We start from the raw sequence: 17119 nt of genomic DNA, 5'->3' as shown, positions 1-17119 counted from the left end.
CGGGCGGGTGAAGGAGGGTCATGACACCGGCGGAGGAGACAAGCGTGTGGCTGGTGCTGTGTTCCGGCCCGAGCCGGAACACCGGTGCCGGGCACGGGAAGCCGGGGCCCGTCACGTCCCAGCTCCTGGACGCCTTCACGTCGGAGTTCGGGCAGCGGGCCACGGTCGTCCGCAGCAGCGGGCTGGTGCTCGGAGTGGAAGGCGGCCGGCTCACGCTCGCCGACACCGACGGCAGGCCCCTGTCAGCGCCCGCCGTGGCCTACGCCCGCCTGTCGACGCCGCGGCTCTCGGCCGACCGGGAGGTCACGCTGCTGCGGCACCTGGCCGCCATGGGCACGCGCCTGCTCAACCCCGCCGAGGCGGTCCTGGCGTCGGTGAACAAGTTCTGGCAGCTGCAGCAGCTCGCCGCGGCCGGCATTCCTGTCCCCGACACCCGTACCCACACCGACGCCCCCCTGGAGCAGGTACCGGCCATCGGTCTGCCCGCGCCGTACGTGGTCAAAGCCGTGCGCGGCCACCGGGGCCGACGGGTCTTCCTCGCCCCCGACGACGCGTGGCTGCGGGCGGTGGCGGGCAGCCTGGACGACCGTCACCCCTACCTCCTGCAGCGGTACGTCGCCCACTCGCACGGCCGTGACCTGCGCGTGCTCGTGGTGGACGGGCGGGCCGTGGCCGCGGTCGTGCGTACGGCGCACGACGACCGCCTCGTCTCGAACCTGGCGCAAGGCGGCACACACACCGTCTGCACCGGCCGGTACCCGGACGCCGAGGCACTGGCCGTCGCGGCGGCGGACACCATCGGCCTCGGCGTCGCCGGTGTCGACCTGCTCTTCGAGGCGGACGGCTCCTTCAGCGTGTGCGAGGTGAACGGCAACCCGACCTGGCAGCCGGACATGCCCGGTGTCGCCGAGGCCGTCGCCGCGGCATGCCGGAGCCGCCTCGCCGCCGCGGACCCCGTGCGGGGCGAACCGCCGTACGCCGCGGGCGAGGCGACACCTGGTTCACCGTCAGCGCCGTCGGCGGGCCCGTGACCTGATCGACCGGGAGGTCGGCCGGACCGGGGACGACGACGCCGAGTTCCTCCCGGGCGAGGACCCGGCGCGTTCCTCCGGGACGGGCGTCACCGTGTTCCGCCGGAACGTCCCGTCGGTGACGGCGACGAGACCCGGCGGGTGTCTCAGGCTCCCGATGTCAGGCTGTGCCGGGTGCGGCGGAGCAGGTCCAAGGCCGTGTTCTCGGCGGCGCGGTCCGCGCCCAGGAGGCGGTTGCAGTGCAGGTGCACGTAGCTGTGGCACAGCTCGGGCAGGGTCTTGCCGAGTCGGCCGTGGCGGTGCAGATCGGCGAGCCGGTCGGCGGCGTCCGCGAGGTGCGGGCGGCGCCGGGCGAGGACGTCACCGATGAGGCGGGGCGGCGGGCTGCGCAGCAGATCGCACAACTCCGCCTTGCGGATGCGGTACTCGGCGCCCGCGAGTCGCTCCGCGGGAGCCGCCCGACGGTAGAAGCGGAGCCTCTCGGCCTCGCTCAGGCCCAGCCCGGCCAGCAGGTCGTCCACGGAGAGCAGGGCCAGGCCCGTCCTGTCGAGCGGGGACTCGCCGGTGCGGTCGAGGGAGAGCAGGTCGAGAACGGCCGAGCTGTCGGCGGAGTACAGCCGCTCGGTGACGTCCATCCCGAAGAGGCCGCCGTAGCGTTCGACCTCACGATCGTAGACGTCGAAGGTGAACCGCGAGACGTGGCCGTCGGCGAGCAGGGGCCCGGCCCACTCGCTGACGGCGGGGACGAGTGCGGCGGGGTCGCCTCGCAGCCGTAGCCGCAGGTGGGGTTCGGGGTCCGCGTACCGCAGGAAGAACCGTCGGTCGGAACGCCCGTCCAGCGAGCGCACGAGCTCGCGCACAGCGCCGGCGAGCAGGGATTCCTCCTCCTGGCGGTCGCCGTAGAGCTTGACGAAGGTCCAGTCGCTGCCCGGGGGGCGCAGCCGGTCCGCGCGCGTCACCGGGGCGCCGGCTCCGGCGGGTGGAACGGAGCGCGGAACGGGCTCGTTGCGGGCCATGGACACCACGAGTTCGACGGTGTGGCGGCCGTTCGGCCCGCTCACCCAGGCGTCGTCGAGACCGGGAACGGCCTCCTGGAGGACCACGCTGCCGCCGGGCCGCAGGCGGTTCAGGGCCCGCCGTATCTCGTGGGTGTGGGGCGGTGCGGCGGTGTCGACGAGGAGCCGGTGGTCCGCGGCCGCGTCGCTGCTCGTGAGGTACGTGTGGCGGGGCACCCGCCACCGCCGGCGCCAGGCCTCGAACCGGGCCGGGAAGAGGTCCGGCTCCGCGGCCAGCTCGTGCGCCGTGGCGTGGTCGATGCGCCACTGGGCCGGGCGCAGGACGACCCGGCCCGAGGTGACGCGGGGCAGGTACGGGAAGTCGCGGGCCGGGCCCCAGTCGAAGCCGACGACCTGCGCGGTGCCGTCGCGGCTCACCTCGGCGAGGAAGCGGCAGACGGCGGGTGCCCGGACGTTGTTGAGCATGTGTCCTGAGCAGACGCCGACCTCTCGCCGTTCCCCCGCGCCGTCGTCCCAGACCAGTGCGAACCTGCCGTTCGTGACGCGGACCGCGAGCTGGTCGAGGGGGATGGGGCGGGCGGGTCCGTCCGCCGCGCTCGTGCGGATGCCGACCTCGTGGTCGCGGATCGCGGGCCGGACGACGACGTTGGCGGAGCGGGTCCTCTCCGGGAGGTAGACCAGTTCGGCCAGCACGCGGCCGGCTTCCACGGTGTGTTCGGCGTCGGCGATGTCGCGCAGGGCGGGAACGGCACCGGGGAGCATGCCGGCGAAGCGGCCGAGGTTGCGGCCGGCCGCTCCGGCACCGACGTTGGGGCCCACGACCAGGTGGAAGTCGCCGGCGTCCAGGGCGGCCGGTGACGCGGCGGAGACCATGGCGTAGAGGTCGAGCGATGACGGGAGCCGCTCGGGGACCGCCTCCCAGAGGGCGAGCCGGTCGATGGTGTCCTCGTCGAGTTCGATGCCGGCGAGGTGGTCGTGGAGCGCACCGGTCGCGAGACGGAGCAAGGTGTCGGCCCTTTCGGCCTTGGCGGGAAGGACCGGCGGGAGGCGGGACGGCGAGCCGAGGCCGGTGACGGGATCGAGGAGTTCGAGGACGGGCACGTCGCGGTCGGTGCCGTAGCGGACCTCGAACGCGCTCCGGTAGGCGCTGATCTGCGGCAGGCCGAAGGGGAACGGGGTGAGCCGCAGCAGCAGTTCGGCCGCGCGGACCGCTTCGTCGGCCACGGCGCGGGACACCTCGCAGGCCGCCAGCGGCAGCACCGTGTCGACCTGCAGCGGCGTGGCCGTCTCGAAGCCCGTGACGCGGCGGGCGTGGTCGGCGAGCGCCGGGAAGGCGGCGGCGCCGGTGCCGGCCGGCTGCCCCTCCCAGTCCTGGATCGCGCCCAGCAGCTTGCCGAGGTCCGCGGCGGCGGTGGCGGCCGCCGGTATCCGGCGGAGGTGGTCGAGGACGTGTCCCGCGGGATCGAGGTGGGTCAGCGGTGGTCGGAGGTCCGTCAGGAGGAAGGCGTGCCGCCACAGCCGGTACAGCAGGTCGTTCACCTTGTCGGGAGTGGCGCCGGGGACGGCCTCCAGGAGGTCGGCGGCGAGGTCGGCGTAGGCCACGGGGGTGCGGGCGAGGGCGAGGGCGCGAGTGACGGCGCCGGTGGCGCGGAGGGTGACGTTCTCGCCGCCGTTCGCCCCGAGAGCCGCTTCGACACCGCTCAACGTGATCCGGCCGGCGCGGTGCAGCACGGCCGGGTTGGCGATGACCGTGGTCGCCTGCAGGATCCCGGTCCGCGATTCGAGGGCGGTGACGAAGTGCACGAGGGCGTGCATGTCGATGCGGGCGTGGACGTCGGGCGGCCGCTCGGCGAGGCGGACGTCGGTGACCGGCCCCCACCGCCCCAGGGCGACGCCGGCGTTCAGTCCGAAGGGAGTGGGCCGGGTGCTGAGGCGAATGAGGTAGCGCAGGATGCTCGACTCGAGGCGTCGCCGGTCGCGTTCGGTGCGCGAGGGGGCCGGCAACGAGGCGGCGAGGGGCAGCGAGGACACGACGACGGCACGCCGCGCGTGCTCGTCGTCCCGGACGCGGGCGGTCGCGGTCGCTCGGCCGAGGTACGCGGCCGTCGGATAGTCCGTGACGGGGAGGATCGGGGCGCGGATCAGGAAGTGGTCGAGACAGCGGTAGAACCCCGGCGTCCGACGGGCGGCCCGTCGCCGGGTGCCGGGGCCGGGGGACGTGTCGGCGCTCATGACAGCAGGAAGAACCGGTCCCAGGCGGGTGGTTCGAGGGTGACGGCGGCAAGCAGGGCGAGGGCCGCCCCCGCGGCGCCTTCGAGGAGGCCGGAGCGGTCCTCGCGGGTGCCGTCGGGCTCCACGCTGCGAAAGCCGAAGGGCGCCTCCGGCCGGTACTCGCCGAGCAACTGGTCGACCAGACGGCGTGCGCCGTCACCGATCTCCTCGTCTCCGGTGTCGGCGGCGAAGCGCAGCGTGACCTGCAGCAGCCCGGCGATGCCGTGGCAGAACCCGGGTGAGTCGATGCGCCGCTCGGCGACGGGCCGTCGCAGGACGGCCCGCATGGCCGAGACGGCGGTACGGGTCAGGTCGGCGTCGCCGAGGGCCGTGCCGGCGAGCCAGAGGGCGCGCGCCACGCCGGGGCTGCCGTAGCACCAGGCGTCCCGGGACGGTGGGGCTTCGCCGGAGTCCTCACCGAGTGGCACGACCGACGGGAAGGCCCCTCCGCGGGCGTCGCCGACCTGGTGCGCCGCGAGCCAGGACGCCGTGCGGCGGATCGCATCGGTGTGCCCCGCGCCGATCGGGCCGTCGGCGTGGGCGAGGGCGAGCAGGGCGAGGGGGCCGGTGATGCCGTGGGCGAGGCCGCAGTTGGCGACCGCGGACCGGTACCGGTCGCGCAGGCTCTCGTCGGTGACGAGGGCATGGGGAGTGTGCCAGGCGGGGACCCCGTCGACGGCACGGGACAGGTCCACGAGCCAGGCGAGCACGGTGTGCAGGGCCCGGTCCCGGGCCGGGCCGGTCGGCCGGGAGTGGAGGTACGCGGCCACGCCGGTCCATCCCGACACGAGGTCGTAGGTGCCGACGGCGAGCCCTTCCCCGGTGACGGCCGGAAGGTGTCGGGGGATCCGGGTGTAGAGGCTGTCGTCGATGCCGCCGAGCAGGGTGCGGTACCGCTGTCCGCCGCGAGCCAGGTACGAGGTGGTGAAGGCGACTCCGGTGAGGCCGGCGAAGAGTCCCAGCGTGCCCACCGGATGCGAGGCGGTGCCGTCGACGGCACGGCTGAGGTGCTGGTGGGCCACACGGTCCCAACCCTCCCCGGGCAGGCACCGGTCGAGGTGCCCGAAGGCGAGGGCGATACCGCTCGCGCCCTGGGCGGTGCTGTGCGCCGTCCACCGCGGACGCCCGTGGAGCGGCGCCGTACGGGCCGCTGCCTCGACGACGTCGGGGTCACGCAGCCGCGAGAGCACGTCCACGGAGACGGCGCGCACCGACGCGGCGGTCCGCGGATCGCCGATGGGCGGCTGCCAGGCGGGCGGTGCCATCAGCCTTCCTGCGGGGCGTGCTCGACGACACGGCGGATGACATGCTCACCGGCGACCTTGCGGGTGACCCCGTCGGCCCGGACCTGGCTGACCTCCAGGACGTAGTGATCCTCGTAGAGGCTGCGGTCGCACTCCGAGGTGCAGGAGCCGCACGTCTCACAGGTCTCGGTCTCGTTGGGGGTGTCCCTGAGCACGGGGCAACTCCCCGCACAGGTACTGGCACAGCTGTTCGTGCACTCGTCGCCGCACGTACTGGCACAGCTGTGGGTGTCCTCGATCACGAAGTGGTCGACTTCCCGCGTCGTCATCTTGACGCGGATGTCCAGGTCGAACTCGTCATCGTGGAATTCGACGTGCGCTCGCTCGTCTTCCATGACTCAACCCTCGGCAATCGGTCACCGAGCAACGCCCCTCCTTCCACGATGGCACTTCGGGCGGAGGCCGCAACCCCGGACCGTCGCCGCGGACACAGTGGCGGCTCCGGGCCGAACTCCGCCTGCCGCCCTCAGCAGTGGCTGCTTCCCCGTCGTCGGACGGGAGGCCGGACCGGAGAGGGGACGTCCGCGGCCGAGCCGCGAGCACGCCCCCTCCGCCGGCGGTCGGCGCCGCGACCGCACCCGCCGCTGAACCGGAGGACTACCTGCCGGTCCGCGTCGCCGCCGGCGAGGAGGGGGCCATCGTGAAGAGGGCGCGCACGGACGTGCGGACCTGCTCCGCGACCACCTCGGGGGTGGAGGTGTCCAACTTCCCGTCGAGGTGCAGGAACGCCAGCCCGTGGACGAGGGCCCAGACGGACGTCGCCAGCGCGACCGCGTCGGCGGCGCCCGGGAAGGCGTCGCGGACGATGCCGTGGACGTACTCGGTGATGACGGCGGTCGCGGCGACCCGCTCCTCGCTCGTCGGGTCGCAGGGCTCGGCGAACATCGCCCGGAACAGGGCCGGGTGGTCGAGCGCGAACCGCACGTAGACGACCGCGACCGCCGCCAGGTCATCCGGGGCCGAGGGCGCGGGGTGGGCCGCGGCCAGGTGTGCGGCGAGTTCGCGGTACCCCTCGGCGGCCACGGCGGAGACGAGCGCGTCACGGTCCGCGTAGTGACGGTACGGGGCCGTCGCCGACACACCGGCCCGGCGGGCGACCGCGCGCAGCGACAGACCGGCGCTGCCGTCTTCCTCCAGCAGCTCCCGGGCGGCGCGCAAGCAGGCGGCGCGCAGGTCGCCGTGGTGGTACGTGCCGGTCTGCGGCATGGGTCACACTCCCTGATGTTTGCGGCGCTTACATCTCGTCGTCATGTGAATGGCGCATACATCGTAGGTGGAGCCGGTGACCTGGTCCGACAAGGCCCTCGCCTCCGCCGCCGGCATGGTGAGGGTCCGCCACCGGATGCGGCGACTCGCGCGCGGCGCGAGCCCCAGGCCCCGGCACCCACCCGGCCCACCGACGGTCATGCGGCGATCGTACGGCGGACTTGATGCAGAATGCAGCGGGTGATCATGATGCAGCCCGTCCTGGAGATCTACGCCCCTGACGGATTCGGCCTCTGGCCCGTCGCCGACGTCGAACCGTTCGGGTTCCTTCCTCTGAGCGGCACGCTCTCACCCGCCGAGGTCGGGACGGCGATGATGCGCATCGCCGACTGCAACGACGTCGACCCCGACGGCGATCACCCGCCCCGTCCGGCCGACGCGCTCGGCTCGTTCCTTCACGGACTGCTGACCTGCGACGTCCTCTTCGCGGCCGGTGGCCTGCGCGTCGTCGACGATTCCACGGGCGTCAGCTTCGTTCCCGGCTGCTGCGACGGGCTGGAGGACTGGCGCGACTGGTACCGGCTGGTCGAGGGCGAGCACACGCTCGGATTCGGGCACGCACCGGAGTCACCGGTCGCGGAACGCGTCGGTGACGTCGTCCGGCTCACTGTCGACGCCGAGCAGGGCGACGGTCCGGTGATCGAGCTGTCCCTCACCGAACTCCGCCACCTGCTCGCCGGTGCCGAGCGCGACCTCGTCGACTTCCTCGCGCTGGCTGCGAACTGGGCATCCGGACACCTGCCGGATCACTGTGCTGCCGTCACCGCGGCCCTCTCCCGCGTCCTCGACGTTCCCGCGGCGGCGGTGTCACCGGAGGCGTAGGGAGTGGGGACCGCAGGCGGCGCCCCCTCGCCTGCGTCGTCGGACCCGGCTGCGTCGTCGGCCCCGGCGGTCAGGCTGTCGGCCATGAGCCGTGTCGTGCTCGGTGCCGACCAGGAGCTCGGTTCAGGAGTTCCGTCCCGGGGTTGGTCGGGCTCCCCATGCCGAGCCGTCCGACCGTGGGCGGGAGTCCGCCGGCCGTCCTGCCGGCGCCGGCGCGAGTGCGCGACGGGTGCCGACCTATCCTCCGGCGGCCGCGCGACGGGTGCCGACCTATCCTCCGGCGGCCGCGCCGGCCCCCGGGTGACGGACGGCCAGGAGAGCCGCGCCGATGTCCGCCGTCGCTCGCGGATCGGACAGCGAACGGCCCGTCAACTCCTCGACGCGCCGCAGGCGGTAGCGGACGGTGTTGGGGTGGACGAAGAGACTCCGGGCCGCGGCGCCGGCCGAGCCGGCGGCGGCGAACCAGTGCTCGAGGGTGCGGAGCAGGCGGGAGCGTTCCGCGGCCGGCAGGTCGAGTACCGGGCGGAGCACCACCGCCACCAGGTGGGCGGCCTCGGCCGGCGCCGCCGACACGACCATGGCCAGCGGGTTGTCGTCGAAGCGGGCCACGCCGTGACCGGTGCCCTCCAGCCCGGCCAGGGCCAGCCGCGCGAAGCGCAGGGCCTGCGGGGTCTCCCGCAGCGAGCGGAAGCTCGGACTGAAGCCCACGCGTGCGCGGGCCCCGCGAAGGACGCGCAGGCACGCGGTCTCCGCCGTGGCGGTGGGCAGGGCGATCAGGGCGAGCTGCTGGTCCGGCAACAGCCGCCAGGCGGAAGGCAGTTCCGCCCGGCGCAGCGCCGCCTCCGCGCCCGCCAGCGGTTCCTCGCCCGGAGTGCCCGCCTCCGCGACGGCGACCGCGTACGGTCCCTGCTCGGGCAGTCCCAGTTCGCGGGCGGTCTCCCACAGTGTGCGGTCGGTGACGATGCCCGTGAACAGCGCTTCCACCAGGGCCGAGCGCCTCGCCTGCCCCCGCGAGGTCAGCTCGGCCGCCGTCTCCCGATAGGCCACCGCCACCGCCTCGGCGAACAGGCCGGACAACGCCCAGAACTTCGTGGACTGCGACACCAGCAGATCGTCGGTGACCTCCGGGCGCGTACGCGCCTCGGCGAGGATCTCCGTCCACAACAGCTCCGAGCCGATCCGGTACGCGTGCAACGTGTCCGCCAGCGGAACGCCCTGCTCCGCCCGGACCCGGCCGGTCTCGCGGGCCGAACTCGCGTCCGGACCGCCTCCGAGGCGGACGTGGGCGAGGATGAGGCCCGCGTTGGCGGTGCAGGAGCGGCGCAGCGAGTCCAGGGAGATCAGGGACTCGTCCTGGTAGGCCGCGACGTCCGAGCGGATGCGCAGGGCCATCCGCTCGCCCAGTTCCGGAAGTCTGGCCTGCAGCGCCGTCGCCACACCCGAAAGATCCATCTCCGCAGCCTAACGCCCCCCGATTGTCGCCAGGAACAATCCTGGACCCCCGTTGCTGTCCGGCCGGCCATAGGTAACCGTCAGGGACGGCTGCAAGATGTCGGCGATGTAAACATTCGACGTTCCGTGTAACGGAGGTGGGTCATGCCCAATCTGGCAGGGTTCCTCGTGGAGACGGCCGGGCGGCAGCCCGAGCGCCCCGCGCTGCGCCTGGGGGAGCAGGTCATCACGTACGCGGAGCTGGACGACCGCAGCGCGCGCGCCGCCGCACTGCTCAGATCCGAAGGCGTGCGACCGGGCGACCGGGTCGCCCTGATGCTGCCGAACGTCCCCGAGTTCGTCGTCCTGTACTACGGAGTCCTGCGCGCCGGGGCGGTCGTGGTGCCGATGAACCCGCTTCTGAAGACCCGGGAGACGGAGTTCCACCTCGCCGACTCCGGGGCGGTCCGGCTCTTCGAGTGGCACCAGGCGCCGGGCGAGGGGGCCCAGGGCGCGGCGGCCGCGGGAGTGCGGCACACGGCCGTCGAACCCGCCGCGTTCGCCGGGACCCTGGCCGCTCACGAGCCGCTCCCCGAGGTCGCCGACACGGACGGCGAGGACATGGCCGTCCTGCTGTACACCTCCGGCACCACCGGCCGTCCCAAGGGCGCCGTCCTCTCCCACGCGAGTCTGCGGCACAACACCGAGGTCAACAGCGTCCACATCCAGCGGATGGAGCCGGAGGACGTGGTGGTGGGCTGTCTGCCGCTGTTCCACATCTTCGGACAGATCTGCACGATGAGCGCGGCCGTCCGCAGCGGAGCCTCCCTCGTCATGATCCCCCGGTTCGAACCGGGAGCCGTCCTGGACGCCATCGCGCGGGAGCGCGCCACCGTCTTCGAGGGCGTGCCGACCATGTACGCGGCGCTGCTCCAGCACCCGAAGGAGGCGGACGTCTCGACGCTGCGGATGTGCATCTCCGGCGGCGCCTCGCTGCCGGTGGAGATCCTCCACGGCTTCGAGCGGCGCTTCGGCTGTCCGGTGCTGGAGGGCTTCGGCATGTCCGAGACCAGCCCGGTGGTCACCTTCAACCACCCCGACCGGCCGCGCAAGGCCGGCTCCATCGGAACCCCCATCCGGGACGTGGAGGTGCGGCTCCTGGACGAGAAGGGGCAGGACGTGGCCCCGGGCGAGATCGGCGAACTGGCCGTGCGGGGACCGAACCTGATGAAGGGGTACTGGAACCGCCCCGAGGAGACGACGGCCGCCGTCCCCGACGGCTGGCTCCGCAGCGGCGACCTCGCCCGCGCGGACGAGGACGGCTACCTGTACATCGTCGACCGCAAGAAAGACATGATCATCCGCGGCGGCTACAACGTCTACCCGCGCGAGATCGAGGAGGTCCTGCACGAGCACCCGGCCGTCGCCCTGGCCGCCGTGGTGGGCACCCCGCACGCCGAGCTGGGCGAGGAGGTCGCGGCCGTGGTCGTCCTCCGCCCCACCGCCCGGGCCACCCCCGACGAGCTGCGGCAGTACGTCAAGGACCGCGTGGCGGCGTACAAGTACCCGCGCCAGGTGTGGCTCGTCGACCAGCTGCCGCTGGGGCCCAGCGGCAAGATCCTCAAGCGGGAGATCACCGTGCCGACGGCGTGGCGGCCGGACGGGAGGGGCCGGCGTGCCGTGCGCACGGCACGAGCCGGGTGGCAGGGTCGGGAGCATGGCGGTCCGTTTCGGGGGTAGCCGCCAGGCAGTCGGTACCCCGCACCGGTCGGTACCCGTGATCCGGGAGGCAGGCTCCATGGGCAAGATGAAGGGCAAGGCCGAGCAGATCAAGGGCAAGACGAAGGAAGAGATCGGCTCGATGTCCGATGACAAGGACATGGAGATGAAGGGCAAGGCACAGAAGGCCAAGGGACGGGCCGAGGAGTCCGCCGCGGACGCCGCCGCACGGATGCGGAGCATCGGCGAGAAGAAGAGGTGACGGCACTCGGCAGTCGGCGGGCACGGCGCGTGCGCCGTGCCCGCCACCGCACGGCGGTCGTCCGGACGCCCCCTGCCGCTCCGTCGCGGCCCGAGGGTGCGAGGCGTGTGGAAGGACGGCGCGGGTAGCCGCCCGGCATGTTCCCGGTGACCGACGGCGCCGCCCCCGCGGTGCCATCCGGTCGGTCCCGTCCCGGCGAAGGAGTCGTCATGCCCCGAGGATCCAGTCCCAAGCGAGAGCGGCAGTACGAGCACATCAAGGAAAGCGCGGAGCGGCGCGGCGAGAGCCCCGAGCGGGCGAAGGAGATCGCGGCGCGGACCGTGAACAAGGAGCGGGCCCGCGCGGGCGAGTCCGAGACCGCGAGCAAGAGCTCGATCGAGGACATGTCCTCGGGCAGGCGTGGCGGACAGCGCTCCCACAGCGGCGCGCAGGGACCCACGTACGACCAGCTCTACGCTGAGGCGCAGCGCCGCAACCTGCACGGCCGCTCCTCCATGAACAAGGCCGAGCTCGAGCGCGCGCTCGGTGACTGAGACCAGGGAGGCCCGGATGAACAGGGCCGCGCTGTTCGACGTCGACGGCACCCTCGCCGACACCAACCACCTGCACGTGACGTGCTGGTGGGAGGCCTTGCGGCAGGCCGGCCACGACGTCGCCATGCACGACATCCACCGTGCGATCGGCCTGCCCGGCGAGGACCTCCTCACGCACCTTCTGGGCGAGGACCGGGACACCGACGAGGACGGCACCGTGACCGCCGCGCACGACACCCTCTACGGCACGTACTTCGACCGGCTGCCGCCCCTGGACTCGGCGGGCGACCTGCTGAGGGAGCTGGACCGGCGCGGCTGGCGCGTGGTGCTCGTGACCTCCGCCAAGCAGGCCGAACTGGACGCCCTGCTGCGGGCCGTCGACGCCGACGACGCCATCACCGCGACGGCCTCCGCCGATGACGTGGAGGACGGCAAGCCCGCGCCGGATCCGGTGCACCACGCCCTCGGTCTCGCCGACGCGCCCGCGCGCGGATCGGTGTTCGTCGGCGACACGGTCTGGGACATGCGGGCGGCCACCCGCGCCGACGTCGCCTGCGTGGGGCTCCTGTGCGGCGGCATACCCCGCGCCGACCTGGAGGAGGCCGGAGCCCGGGACGTGTACCGGGACCCCGCCGATCTCCTCGCCCACCTCGGCTCCGGCCCGTTCGCCGCCGGCGTCGGTCTTCGTCTCCCGAGCCCGCCCACCGGCCGACGGTGATCACGGGCCCCGCGCGGGCGGAGGAGAGGAAACGGACGCGCGGCGGAGCGGAGCGGGGCGGCATCCACAAAATGCCATGGGGATGCGTCGCGTGCCATGCTCATTCGTATGGAGGGCGATTCCGTTGAAGGGCGATCCCGTGCATCCCGACGCCGTCGGCGGCACGGCCCCTGAGGTGCTGGCGCTCGCCAGGGTCGTGACGAGGCTCCGTGCCGAGATCGTCGACCTGGAGAGCGTGGCCTCGGTGACGGCCGTCGTCGAGCGGGCCAAGGGCGTGCTGATGGCCCAGACGGGCGTCTCGGCGGAAGCCGCGTACCAGCTGCTGCTCGACCGGGCCGGACAGCGGCGGCGGACCCTCCTGGAGGAGTGCTGGATCACCCTGAGCCGGATCGGCTCGCGGCCGGCGCCGCAGGTCACGTCGTCCGGATCGGCCGGGCGGGCGCCCCTCGACCTCCTGCGGTCCGGTACGGCCCCCCACGCCCTCGGTGGCCGCTGGCCGGGCGGGTCCAGGGCCCTCCTGGCCCGGTTGGCCGAAGGCCTGGCCGGCGCCCGCACCGCGGACGAGGTCGCGGAACTGCTGCGGGCCGTGCTGCGGGACGACGAGGACGTGGACGCCGTCATGATCTACCGGCCGGCGGCCACCGGAAGCCTGGAGCTGGCAGGTCACGCCGGGATCGACGCGGCCCTGGCCGAGCAGTGGAGCCACATCCCGCCGCTCAGCGGCGTCGCGGCACTGGAGGCGACCACCACCCGCGAGGGCGTCTGGCTCGAGAATCCGGAGACGGACGCGGTCGAGTACCTGCTGATCGGGGATCCGCCCGAGCAGTGGCCCACGAGGGCGTGGCTCCCCGTCCCGGGAAGCTCGCCGGCGACAGCGGTCGTGGGATTCTTCCGCACCCGGGAGGGCCCCTTCGACCCGGCCACCCGCACCCTCCTGCGGCGGACCGTCAGGCTCTGCGCAGGCCCGCTCCGGGAACACCGGGGGCCCCAGGGATCCGGTACGCCCCACGAGGACGCCGAGGCGGTCCAGGCGATCTTCGACGCGATGGCGGGACCGGCGGTCCTGCTCACCCCCCTGCGGTCGGAGGCGGGCGACATCGAGGACTACCGCATCGACGCCGCGGCGCCGGAGGCCGTCGACGTGGCCGGCCGGCGCGGCAGGGAGCTCGTCGGACGACGGGTCCTGGAGACGTACCCCACCGTGGCGGGCACCGCCGTCTGGGAGGGGTACCGGGACACGCTGATGACCGGGACGGCCTACCAGAGCGAGCCCTTCACCTACGACGAGGTGACCACCGGGGTCCCGCAGCAGTCGACCTATTCCGTACGGGCGTCCCGGCTGGGAGACCGGCTGGTGGTGTCCTGGATCCGCCACGACACCAGCGAGCGCGAGACCCGCAGGCTCGCCGAACTGCAGCGTCTGGGCAACCTCGGCTGGATGGGCTGGAACCTGGTCACGGACACGATCACCTGGTCCGACCAGGTCTACACCGTCTTCGACCGCGACCCCGCCCTGGGCCCGGTACACATGGAGGAGCTGCCCCAGTACGTGATGGCGGACGACCTGCCCAAACTGGGCTCCGCCGTCCGGCGGCTGCTCGGGGACGGCCAGGCCATCGACGAGCCGTTCCGCCTCACCACGAAGAACGGCGTGGTGCGCCACCTGCGGATCGTCGCGGAGGCGCAGACCGACGCGGACGGCGCCCCGGTCGAGGTGCACGGATTCTTCCAAGACCTCACCGCGCAGCGCGACGCCGAACTCGCCCTCGTCGAGAGCGAACGCGCCAACCTCGTCCAACGCGGCATCCTCAAGGCCGAACGCGCGCTGGGCGCCCGGCTCCAGGACACCCTGCTGCCGGTCCCCGAGCAGTCCCTCGAACTCGCGGGCCTGCGCGTCGACGTGGCCTACGTCCCGGCCGACAGCGGGGCGAACGTCGGGGGCGACTGGTACTCCGCGATCGAACTCCCCGACGAGAGCGCCCTGTTCGTCGTCGGGGACGTTGCCGGCCACGGGCTGCCCGCGGTCGGCACCATGGCCCAGCTGCGGTTCTACACCAAGGGCATGACCGTCACCGGCTCGGCGCTCCCGGACGTCCTCGGCAGGCTCAACACGCTGCTGCTCCACACGGTGACGGACCCGGACGGCGCCACCGCCACCATGGTCATGGCGCGCTACCAGCCCTGGGACCGATGCCTGACCTGGGTATGTGCCGGGCATCTGCCGCCGCTGCTGGTCCGCGGTGGTGAGGCGGACTTCCTCGCACCGCCGGAGGGCTGCCTGCTCGGCGCCGCCTTCAGCACCACGTACGGGCAGAAGACGATCGACCTGCTGCCCGGCGACCACCTGCTGTTCTACACGGACGGCCTCGTCGAGGACCCGGGAGAGGACATCGGGGTGGGCCTCGGGAGACTCGCCGACACCGCCCTGCGGCTCCTGCGGGAGGACACGGGCGACACGCTCGCCCGCGCCCTGGCCGGGCTGCGGGCGGGGAACCGCGACGACATCTGCGTCCTGGACGTCCACATCCCTGACGCGTCCTGACGGGCAGCCCTCCGGGGCTCCCGGATCTCCGCTCCCCGTGCGGGCCTGCTGCGGTCGGGCGGTGCTGCCCGGCCGACCGCAGCAGGCCGCGGGCGCGTCCGGTGCCCGAAAGGGGTGGAACGCGCGGGCCGGGGTAGTCGCGAGGCTGGAGCGAGGAGAGAAGCCCATGAAGATCGTGACGATGGGGGTCGAAGAGGAGTTCGTCCTCGTGGACCGGGGCACCCGCGCCCCGGTCGACCGTGCGCCCGAAGTGATCGCGGCGGCCGCCGTGGAACTCGGCGAGCAGGTCCAGAGAGAGTTCTTCAACGCCCAGATCGAGACCGTCTCCCGACCCACGGACTCGTGCCGCGACCTGCGGGACGAACTCGTCCGGCTGCGGACGGGCATCGGAAAGGCCGCTGCGGCGGAACGCTGCAGGCCGGTCGCCACGGGCACGGTCGTGGTCCCGCCCGAGCGGCCGATGACCATCACCGACACCGAGCGCTACCGGCGCATGGCAAACCGGTTCGCCTCCCGTTTCAGCACCGTCGACGGACTGGTCTGCGGCTGCCACGTGCACGTGGGCACCTTCGACCGCGAGCTCGCGCTCGCCCTCTCCCGCCGGATGGCGCCGTGGCTGCCGGTCCTGCAGGCCCTCATGACCAACTCGCCCTTCGCGCAGCGGCGCGACACCGGCTTCGACAGCTGGCGCTCGATCGAGTACGCGAGCTGGCCCACCGTCGGTCCGGCCCCCGACCTCGACGAACCCCAGTACCTCGCCCACGTGGACGAGCTGTTGCGGACCGGCGCCCTGCTCGACCAGCGCATGATCTACTGGCACGCCCGGCCGTCCGAGCACGTGCCCACCCTGGAGATCCGCGTCGCCGACGCCAACGCCGACGTGGACACGGTGGTGCTGTTCGCGGCCCTGGTCCGCGGCCTGGCCACGACCCTCCTGAACGATGTGCTCGACGACCGGCCCGCGCAGACCGTCCCCCTGCGCAGGCTGCTGCTGGCCCACGAAATGGCCGCCCGCTACGGGCTGTCCGGCTTCGGCATCGATCCGTACACGGGCCGCGAACGGGCCGCCGTCGAGCTGGTCGACCGGCTCGTCGCCCGCGCGCGGCCGGGCCTGGACGCCGTCGGCGACACCCAGCGCGTGCTGCGCCAGTGGCGGAGCGTCCGCGCCCTCGGCGCCGGCGCGACGCGGCAGCGCGTCACCTACCGGCGGCACGGTCGGTTGACCGACGTCGTGGACAGCCTCGCCGCGCTGACCGCCGCCCCCTGACGCCCGGGCCGGCCGTGTGGCCCGACGTGAGCCGGGTACCCGCGCACCATGAGACGACGGGACGAGAGTGATGCGAGTGACGCGATGCGAGTGATCAGTCCACCGTGCGTGTACGCCCCCCAGGGCGACACGGCCCTGCTGCTCCGGAGCCTCGCCCGCGAGGACCTGGGGCCCGAGGTCCGCACGCTCGACCTCTGCACCGGCACCGGCCTCCTCGCCGTGGCCGCCGCCCGGAGGGGAGCCGAGGCGACCGCCGTCGACATCTCCGGCCTCTCCGTCGCGACGGCGCGGCTCAACGCGAGGCTCCACGGCTGCCGGATCAGGGCCGTGCGCGGCGACCTCGCGGCACCCGTGCGGGGCGAGCGGTTCGACCTGGTGACCGTCAACCCCCCGTACGTACCCGCGGCCTCGTCGCGGGTACCGGCGAAGGGCCTGCGCCGGGCCTGGGACGCGGGCCCGGACGGGCGCCTCCTCCTCGACCGGATCTGCCGCGTGGCCCCGTCCGTGCTGGCACCGCGCGGCGTCCTGCTGCTCGTCCAGTCCTCGCTCAGCGATGTCCCCGCCAGCCTCACGGCGCTGGGTGACGCGGGGCTGCGGGCCCGGGTGACGGCCCGCAGCACCCAACCGTTCGGCCCCGTCATGTCCGGGCGCGCCGACTGGTTCGAGGACCGGGGGCTGGTCGCACCGGGCAAGCGCACCGAGGAGCTGGTGGTGATCCGGGCGGTCCGCGAGCCGGTGCTCGCGCCGGTCGGCGCGGCCCCGATGCCAGGGGCTCCGATGACGCCGCACGGCAGCGGCGCGGAGGAGCGAGGGCGAAGGGCGCGATGAACGCCCGCCATGAACGGCGCGGTGAACGCCCGCCCTGTCGTCAGCGGTGTGATGAACGCCCGCCCTGTCGTCAGTCAGGTCGCACGTCGTCCGTCACGTCGCCCCGGGC

At 73.6% G+C, this 17119-nt stretch carries 14 protein-coding genes; 9 read left to right on the top strand and 5 right to left on the bottom strand.

Going from position 1 to position 17119, the window contains the following annotated elements; all coding sequences use genetic code 11:
* Window positions 1-20: 20 nt before the first annotated feature.
* Window positions 21-1031 (top strand): RimK family alpha-L-glutamate ligase, encoded by a 1011-nt coding sequence (locus AB0M16_RS33545; protein WP_365349798.1) that lies wholly within the window; start codon window positions 21-23, stop codon window positions 1029-1031.
* A 146-nt stretch (window positions 1032-1177) separates the two neighbouring features.
* On the opposite strand, the gene AB0M16_RS33540 is transcribed toward AB0M16_RS33545, so the two are convergent.
* The 4 genes from AB0M16_RS33540 to AB0M16_RS33525 form a co-directional block, all read right to left on the bottom strand.
* On the bottom strand, window positions 1178-4279 hold the full coding sequence (locus AB0M16_RS33540) for a lantibiotic dehydratase (RefSeq protein WP_365349795.1): 3102 nt from the start codon (window positions 4277-4279) through the stop codon (window positions 1178-1180).
* A complete protein-coding gene (locus AB0M16_RS33535; RefSeq protein ID WP_365349793.1) occupies window positions 4276-5583 on the bottom strand; it encodes a lanthionine synthetase C family protein in 1308 nt (435 codons plus the stop codon). Before AB0M16_RS33535 ends, AB0M16_RS33540 begins: the two co-directional genes overlap by 4 nt.
* Window positions 5583-5957 (bottom strand): hypothetical protein, encoded by a 375-nt coding sequence (locus tag AB0M16_RS33530; RefSeq protein ID WP_365349791.1) that lies wholly within the window; start codon window positions 5955-5957, stop codon window positions 5583-5585. Before AB0M16_RS33530 ends, AB0M16_RS33535 begins: the two co-directional genes overlap by 1 nt.
* A 262-nt stretch (window positions 5958-6219) precedes the next feature.
* Window positions 6220-6828, bottom strand: coding sequence for a TetR/AcrR family transcriptional regulator (locus tag AB0M16_RS33525; protein WP_365349789.1), 609 nt, complete (start codon window positions 6826-6828; stop codon window positions 6220-6222).
* 240 nt (window positions 6829-7068) lie between these two features.
* Between AB0M16_RS33525 and AB0M16_RS33520 the strand changes: the two genes are divergently transcribed.
* Window positions 7069-7710: a hypothetical protein gene (locus AB0M16_RS33520; protein ID WP_365349787.1), complete on the top strand. Its 642-nt coding sequence runs from the start codon at window positions 7069-7071 to the stop codon at window positions 7708-7710.
* Between the two features lie 270 nt (window positions 7711-7980).
* On the opposite strand, the gene AB0M16_RS33515 is transcribed toward AB0M16_RS33520, so the two are convergent.
* Window positions 7981-9147, bottom strand: coding sequence for a helix-turn-helix domain-containing protein (locus tag AB0M16_RS33515; protein WP_365349851.1), 1167 nt, complete (start codon window positions 9145-9147; stop codon window positions 7981-7983).
* Between the two features lie 159 nt (window positions 9148-9306).
* Between AB0M16_RS33515 and AB0M16_RS33510 the strand changes: the two genes are divergently transcribed.
* The 7 genes from AB0M16_RS33510 (at window position 9307) to AB0M16_RS33480 (ending at window position 17010) form a co-directional block, all read left to right on the top strand.
* Window positions 9307-10881 carry a long-chain fatty acid--CoA ligase gene (locus AB0M16_RS33510; RefSeq protein ID WP_365349785.1) on the top strand — a complete coding sequence of 525 codons (1575 nt, stop codon included), beginning with the start codon at window positions 9307-9309 and terminating at the stop codon, window positions 10879-10881.
* A gap of 58 nt (window positions 10882-10939) precedes the next feature.
* The gene (locus AB0M16_RS33505; protein ID WP_365349783.1) at window positions 10940-11122 is read left to right on the top strand and encodes a CsbD family protein; all 183 of its coding nucleotides are present in this window, start codon (window positions 10940-10942) and stop codon (window positions 11120-11122) included.
* Window positions 11123-11331: 209 nt separating this feature from the next.
* Window positions 11332-11655 carry a plasmid stabilization protein gene (locus AB0M16_RS33500; RefSeq protein ID WP_365349781.1) on the top strand — a complete coding sequence of 108 codons (324 nt, stop codon included), beginning with the start codon at window positions 11332-11334 and terminating at the stop codon, window positions 11653-11655.
* A 16-nt stretch (window positions 11656-11671) separates the two neighbouring features.
* The gene (locus tag AB0M16_RS33495) at window positions 11672-12373 is read left to right on the top strand and encodes an HAD family hydrolase (RefSeq protein WP_365349779.1); all 702 of its coding nucleotides are present in this window, start codon (window positions 11672-11674) and stop codon (window positions 12371-12373) included.
* A 139-nt stretch (window positions 12374-12512) separates the two neighbouring features.
* Entirely contained in the window at window positions 12513-14915 is a 2403-nt protein-coding gene (locus tag AB0M16_RS33490; protein WP_365349777.1) for a SpoIIE family protein phosphatase, read from the top strand.
* A 166-nt stretch (window positions 14916-15081) separates the two neighbouring features.
* On the top strand, window positions 15082-16182 hold the full coding sequence (locus AB0M16_RS33485; protein WP_365349775.1) for a glutamate--cysteine ligase: 1101 nt from the start codon (window positions 15082-15084) through the stop codon (window positions 16180-16182).
* Window positions 16183-16266: 84 nt separating this feature from the next.
* Window positions 16267-17010, top strand: a complete 744-nt coding sequence (locus AB0M16_RS33480; RefSeq protein WP_365349773.1) for a HemK2/MTQ2 family protein methyltransferase — start codon at window positions 16267-16269, stop codon at window positions 17008-17010.
* Window positions 17011-17119: the final 109 nt, after the last annotated feature.

This window comes from Streptomyces sp. NPDC051921, from assembly GCF_040680975.1.
Lineage (GTDB): Bacteria > Actinomycetota > Actinomycetes > Streptomycetales > Streptomycetaceae > Streptomyces.
This window is presented reverse-complemented; position numbering and strand designations above follow the sequence as displayed.

Bases quoted from the DNA above. Each gene is read 5' to 3' on its own strand.
- AB0M16_RS33545 (WP_365349798.1), top strand. From the start codon at position 21: ATGACACCGGCGGAGGAGACAAGCGTGTGGCTGGTGCTGTGTTCCGGC.
- AB0M16_RS33540 (WP_365349795.1), bottom strand. From the start codon at position 4,279: ATGAGCGCCGACACGTCCCCCGGCCCCGGCACCCGGCGACGGGCCGCC.
- AB0M16_RS33535 (WP_365349793.1), bottom strand. From the start codon at position 5,583: ATGGCACCGCCCGCCTGGCAGCCGCCCATCGGCGATCCGCGGACCGCC.
- AB0M16_RS33530 (WP_365349791.1), bottom strand. From the start codon at position 5,957: ATGGAAGACGAGCGAGCGCACGTCGAATTCCACGATGACGAGTTCGAC.
- AB0M16_RS33525 (WP_365349789.1), bottom strand. From the start codon at position 6,828: ATGCCGCAGACCGGCACGTACCACCACGGCGACCTGCGCGCCGCCTGC.
- AB0M16_RS33510 (WP_365349785.1), top strand. From the start codon at position 9,307: ATGCCCAATCTGGCAGGGTTCCTCGTGGAGACGGCCGGGCGGCAGCCC.
- AB0M16_RS33505 (WP_365349783.1), top strand. From the start codon at position 10,940: ATGGGCAAGATGAAGGGCAAGGCCGAGCAGATCAAGGGCAAGACGAAG.
- AB0M16_RS33500 (WP_365349781.1), top strand. From the start codon at position 11,332: ATGCCCCGAGGATCCAGTCCCAAGCGAGAGCGGCAGTACGAGCACATC.
- AB0M16_RS33495 (WP_365349779.1), top strand. From the start codon at position 11,672: ATGAACAGGGCCGCGCTGTTCGACGTCGACGGCACCCTCGCCGACACC.
- AB0M16_RS33485 (WP_365349775.1), top strand. From the start codon at position 15,082: ATGAAGATCGTGACGATGGGGGTCGAAGAGGAGTTCGTCCTCGTGGAC.
- AB0M16_RS33480 (WP_365349773.1), top strand. From the start codon at position 16,267: ATGCGAGTGATCAGTCCACCGTGCGTGTACGCCCCCCAGGGCGACACG.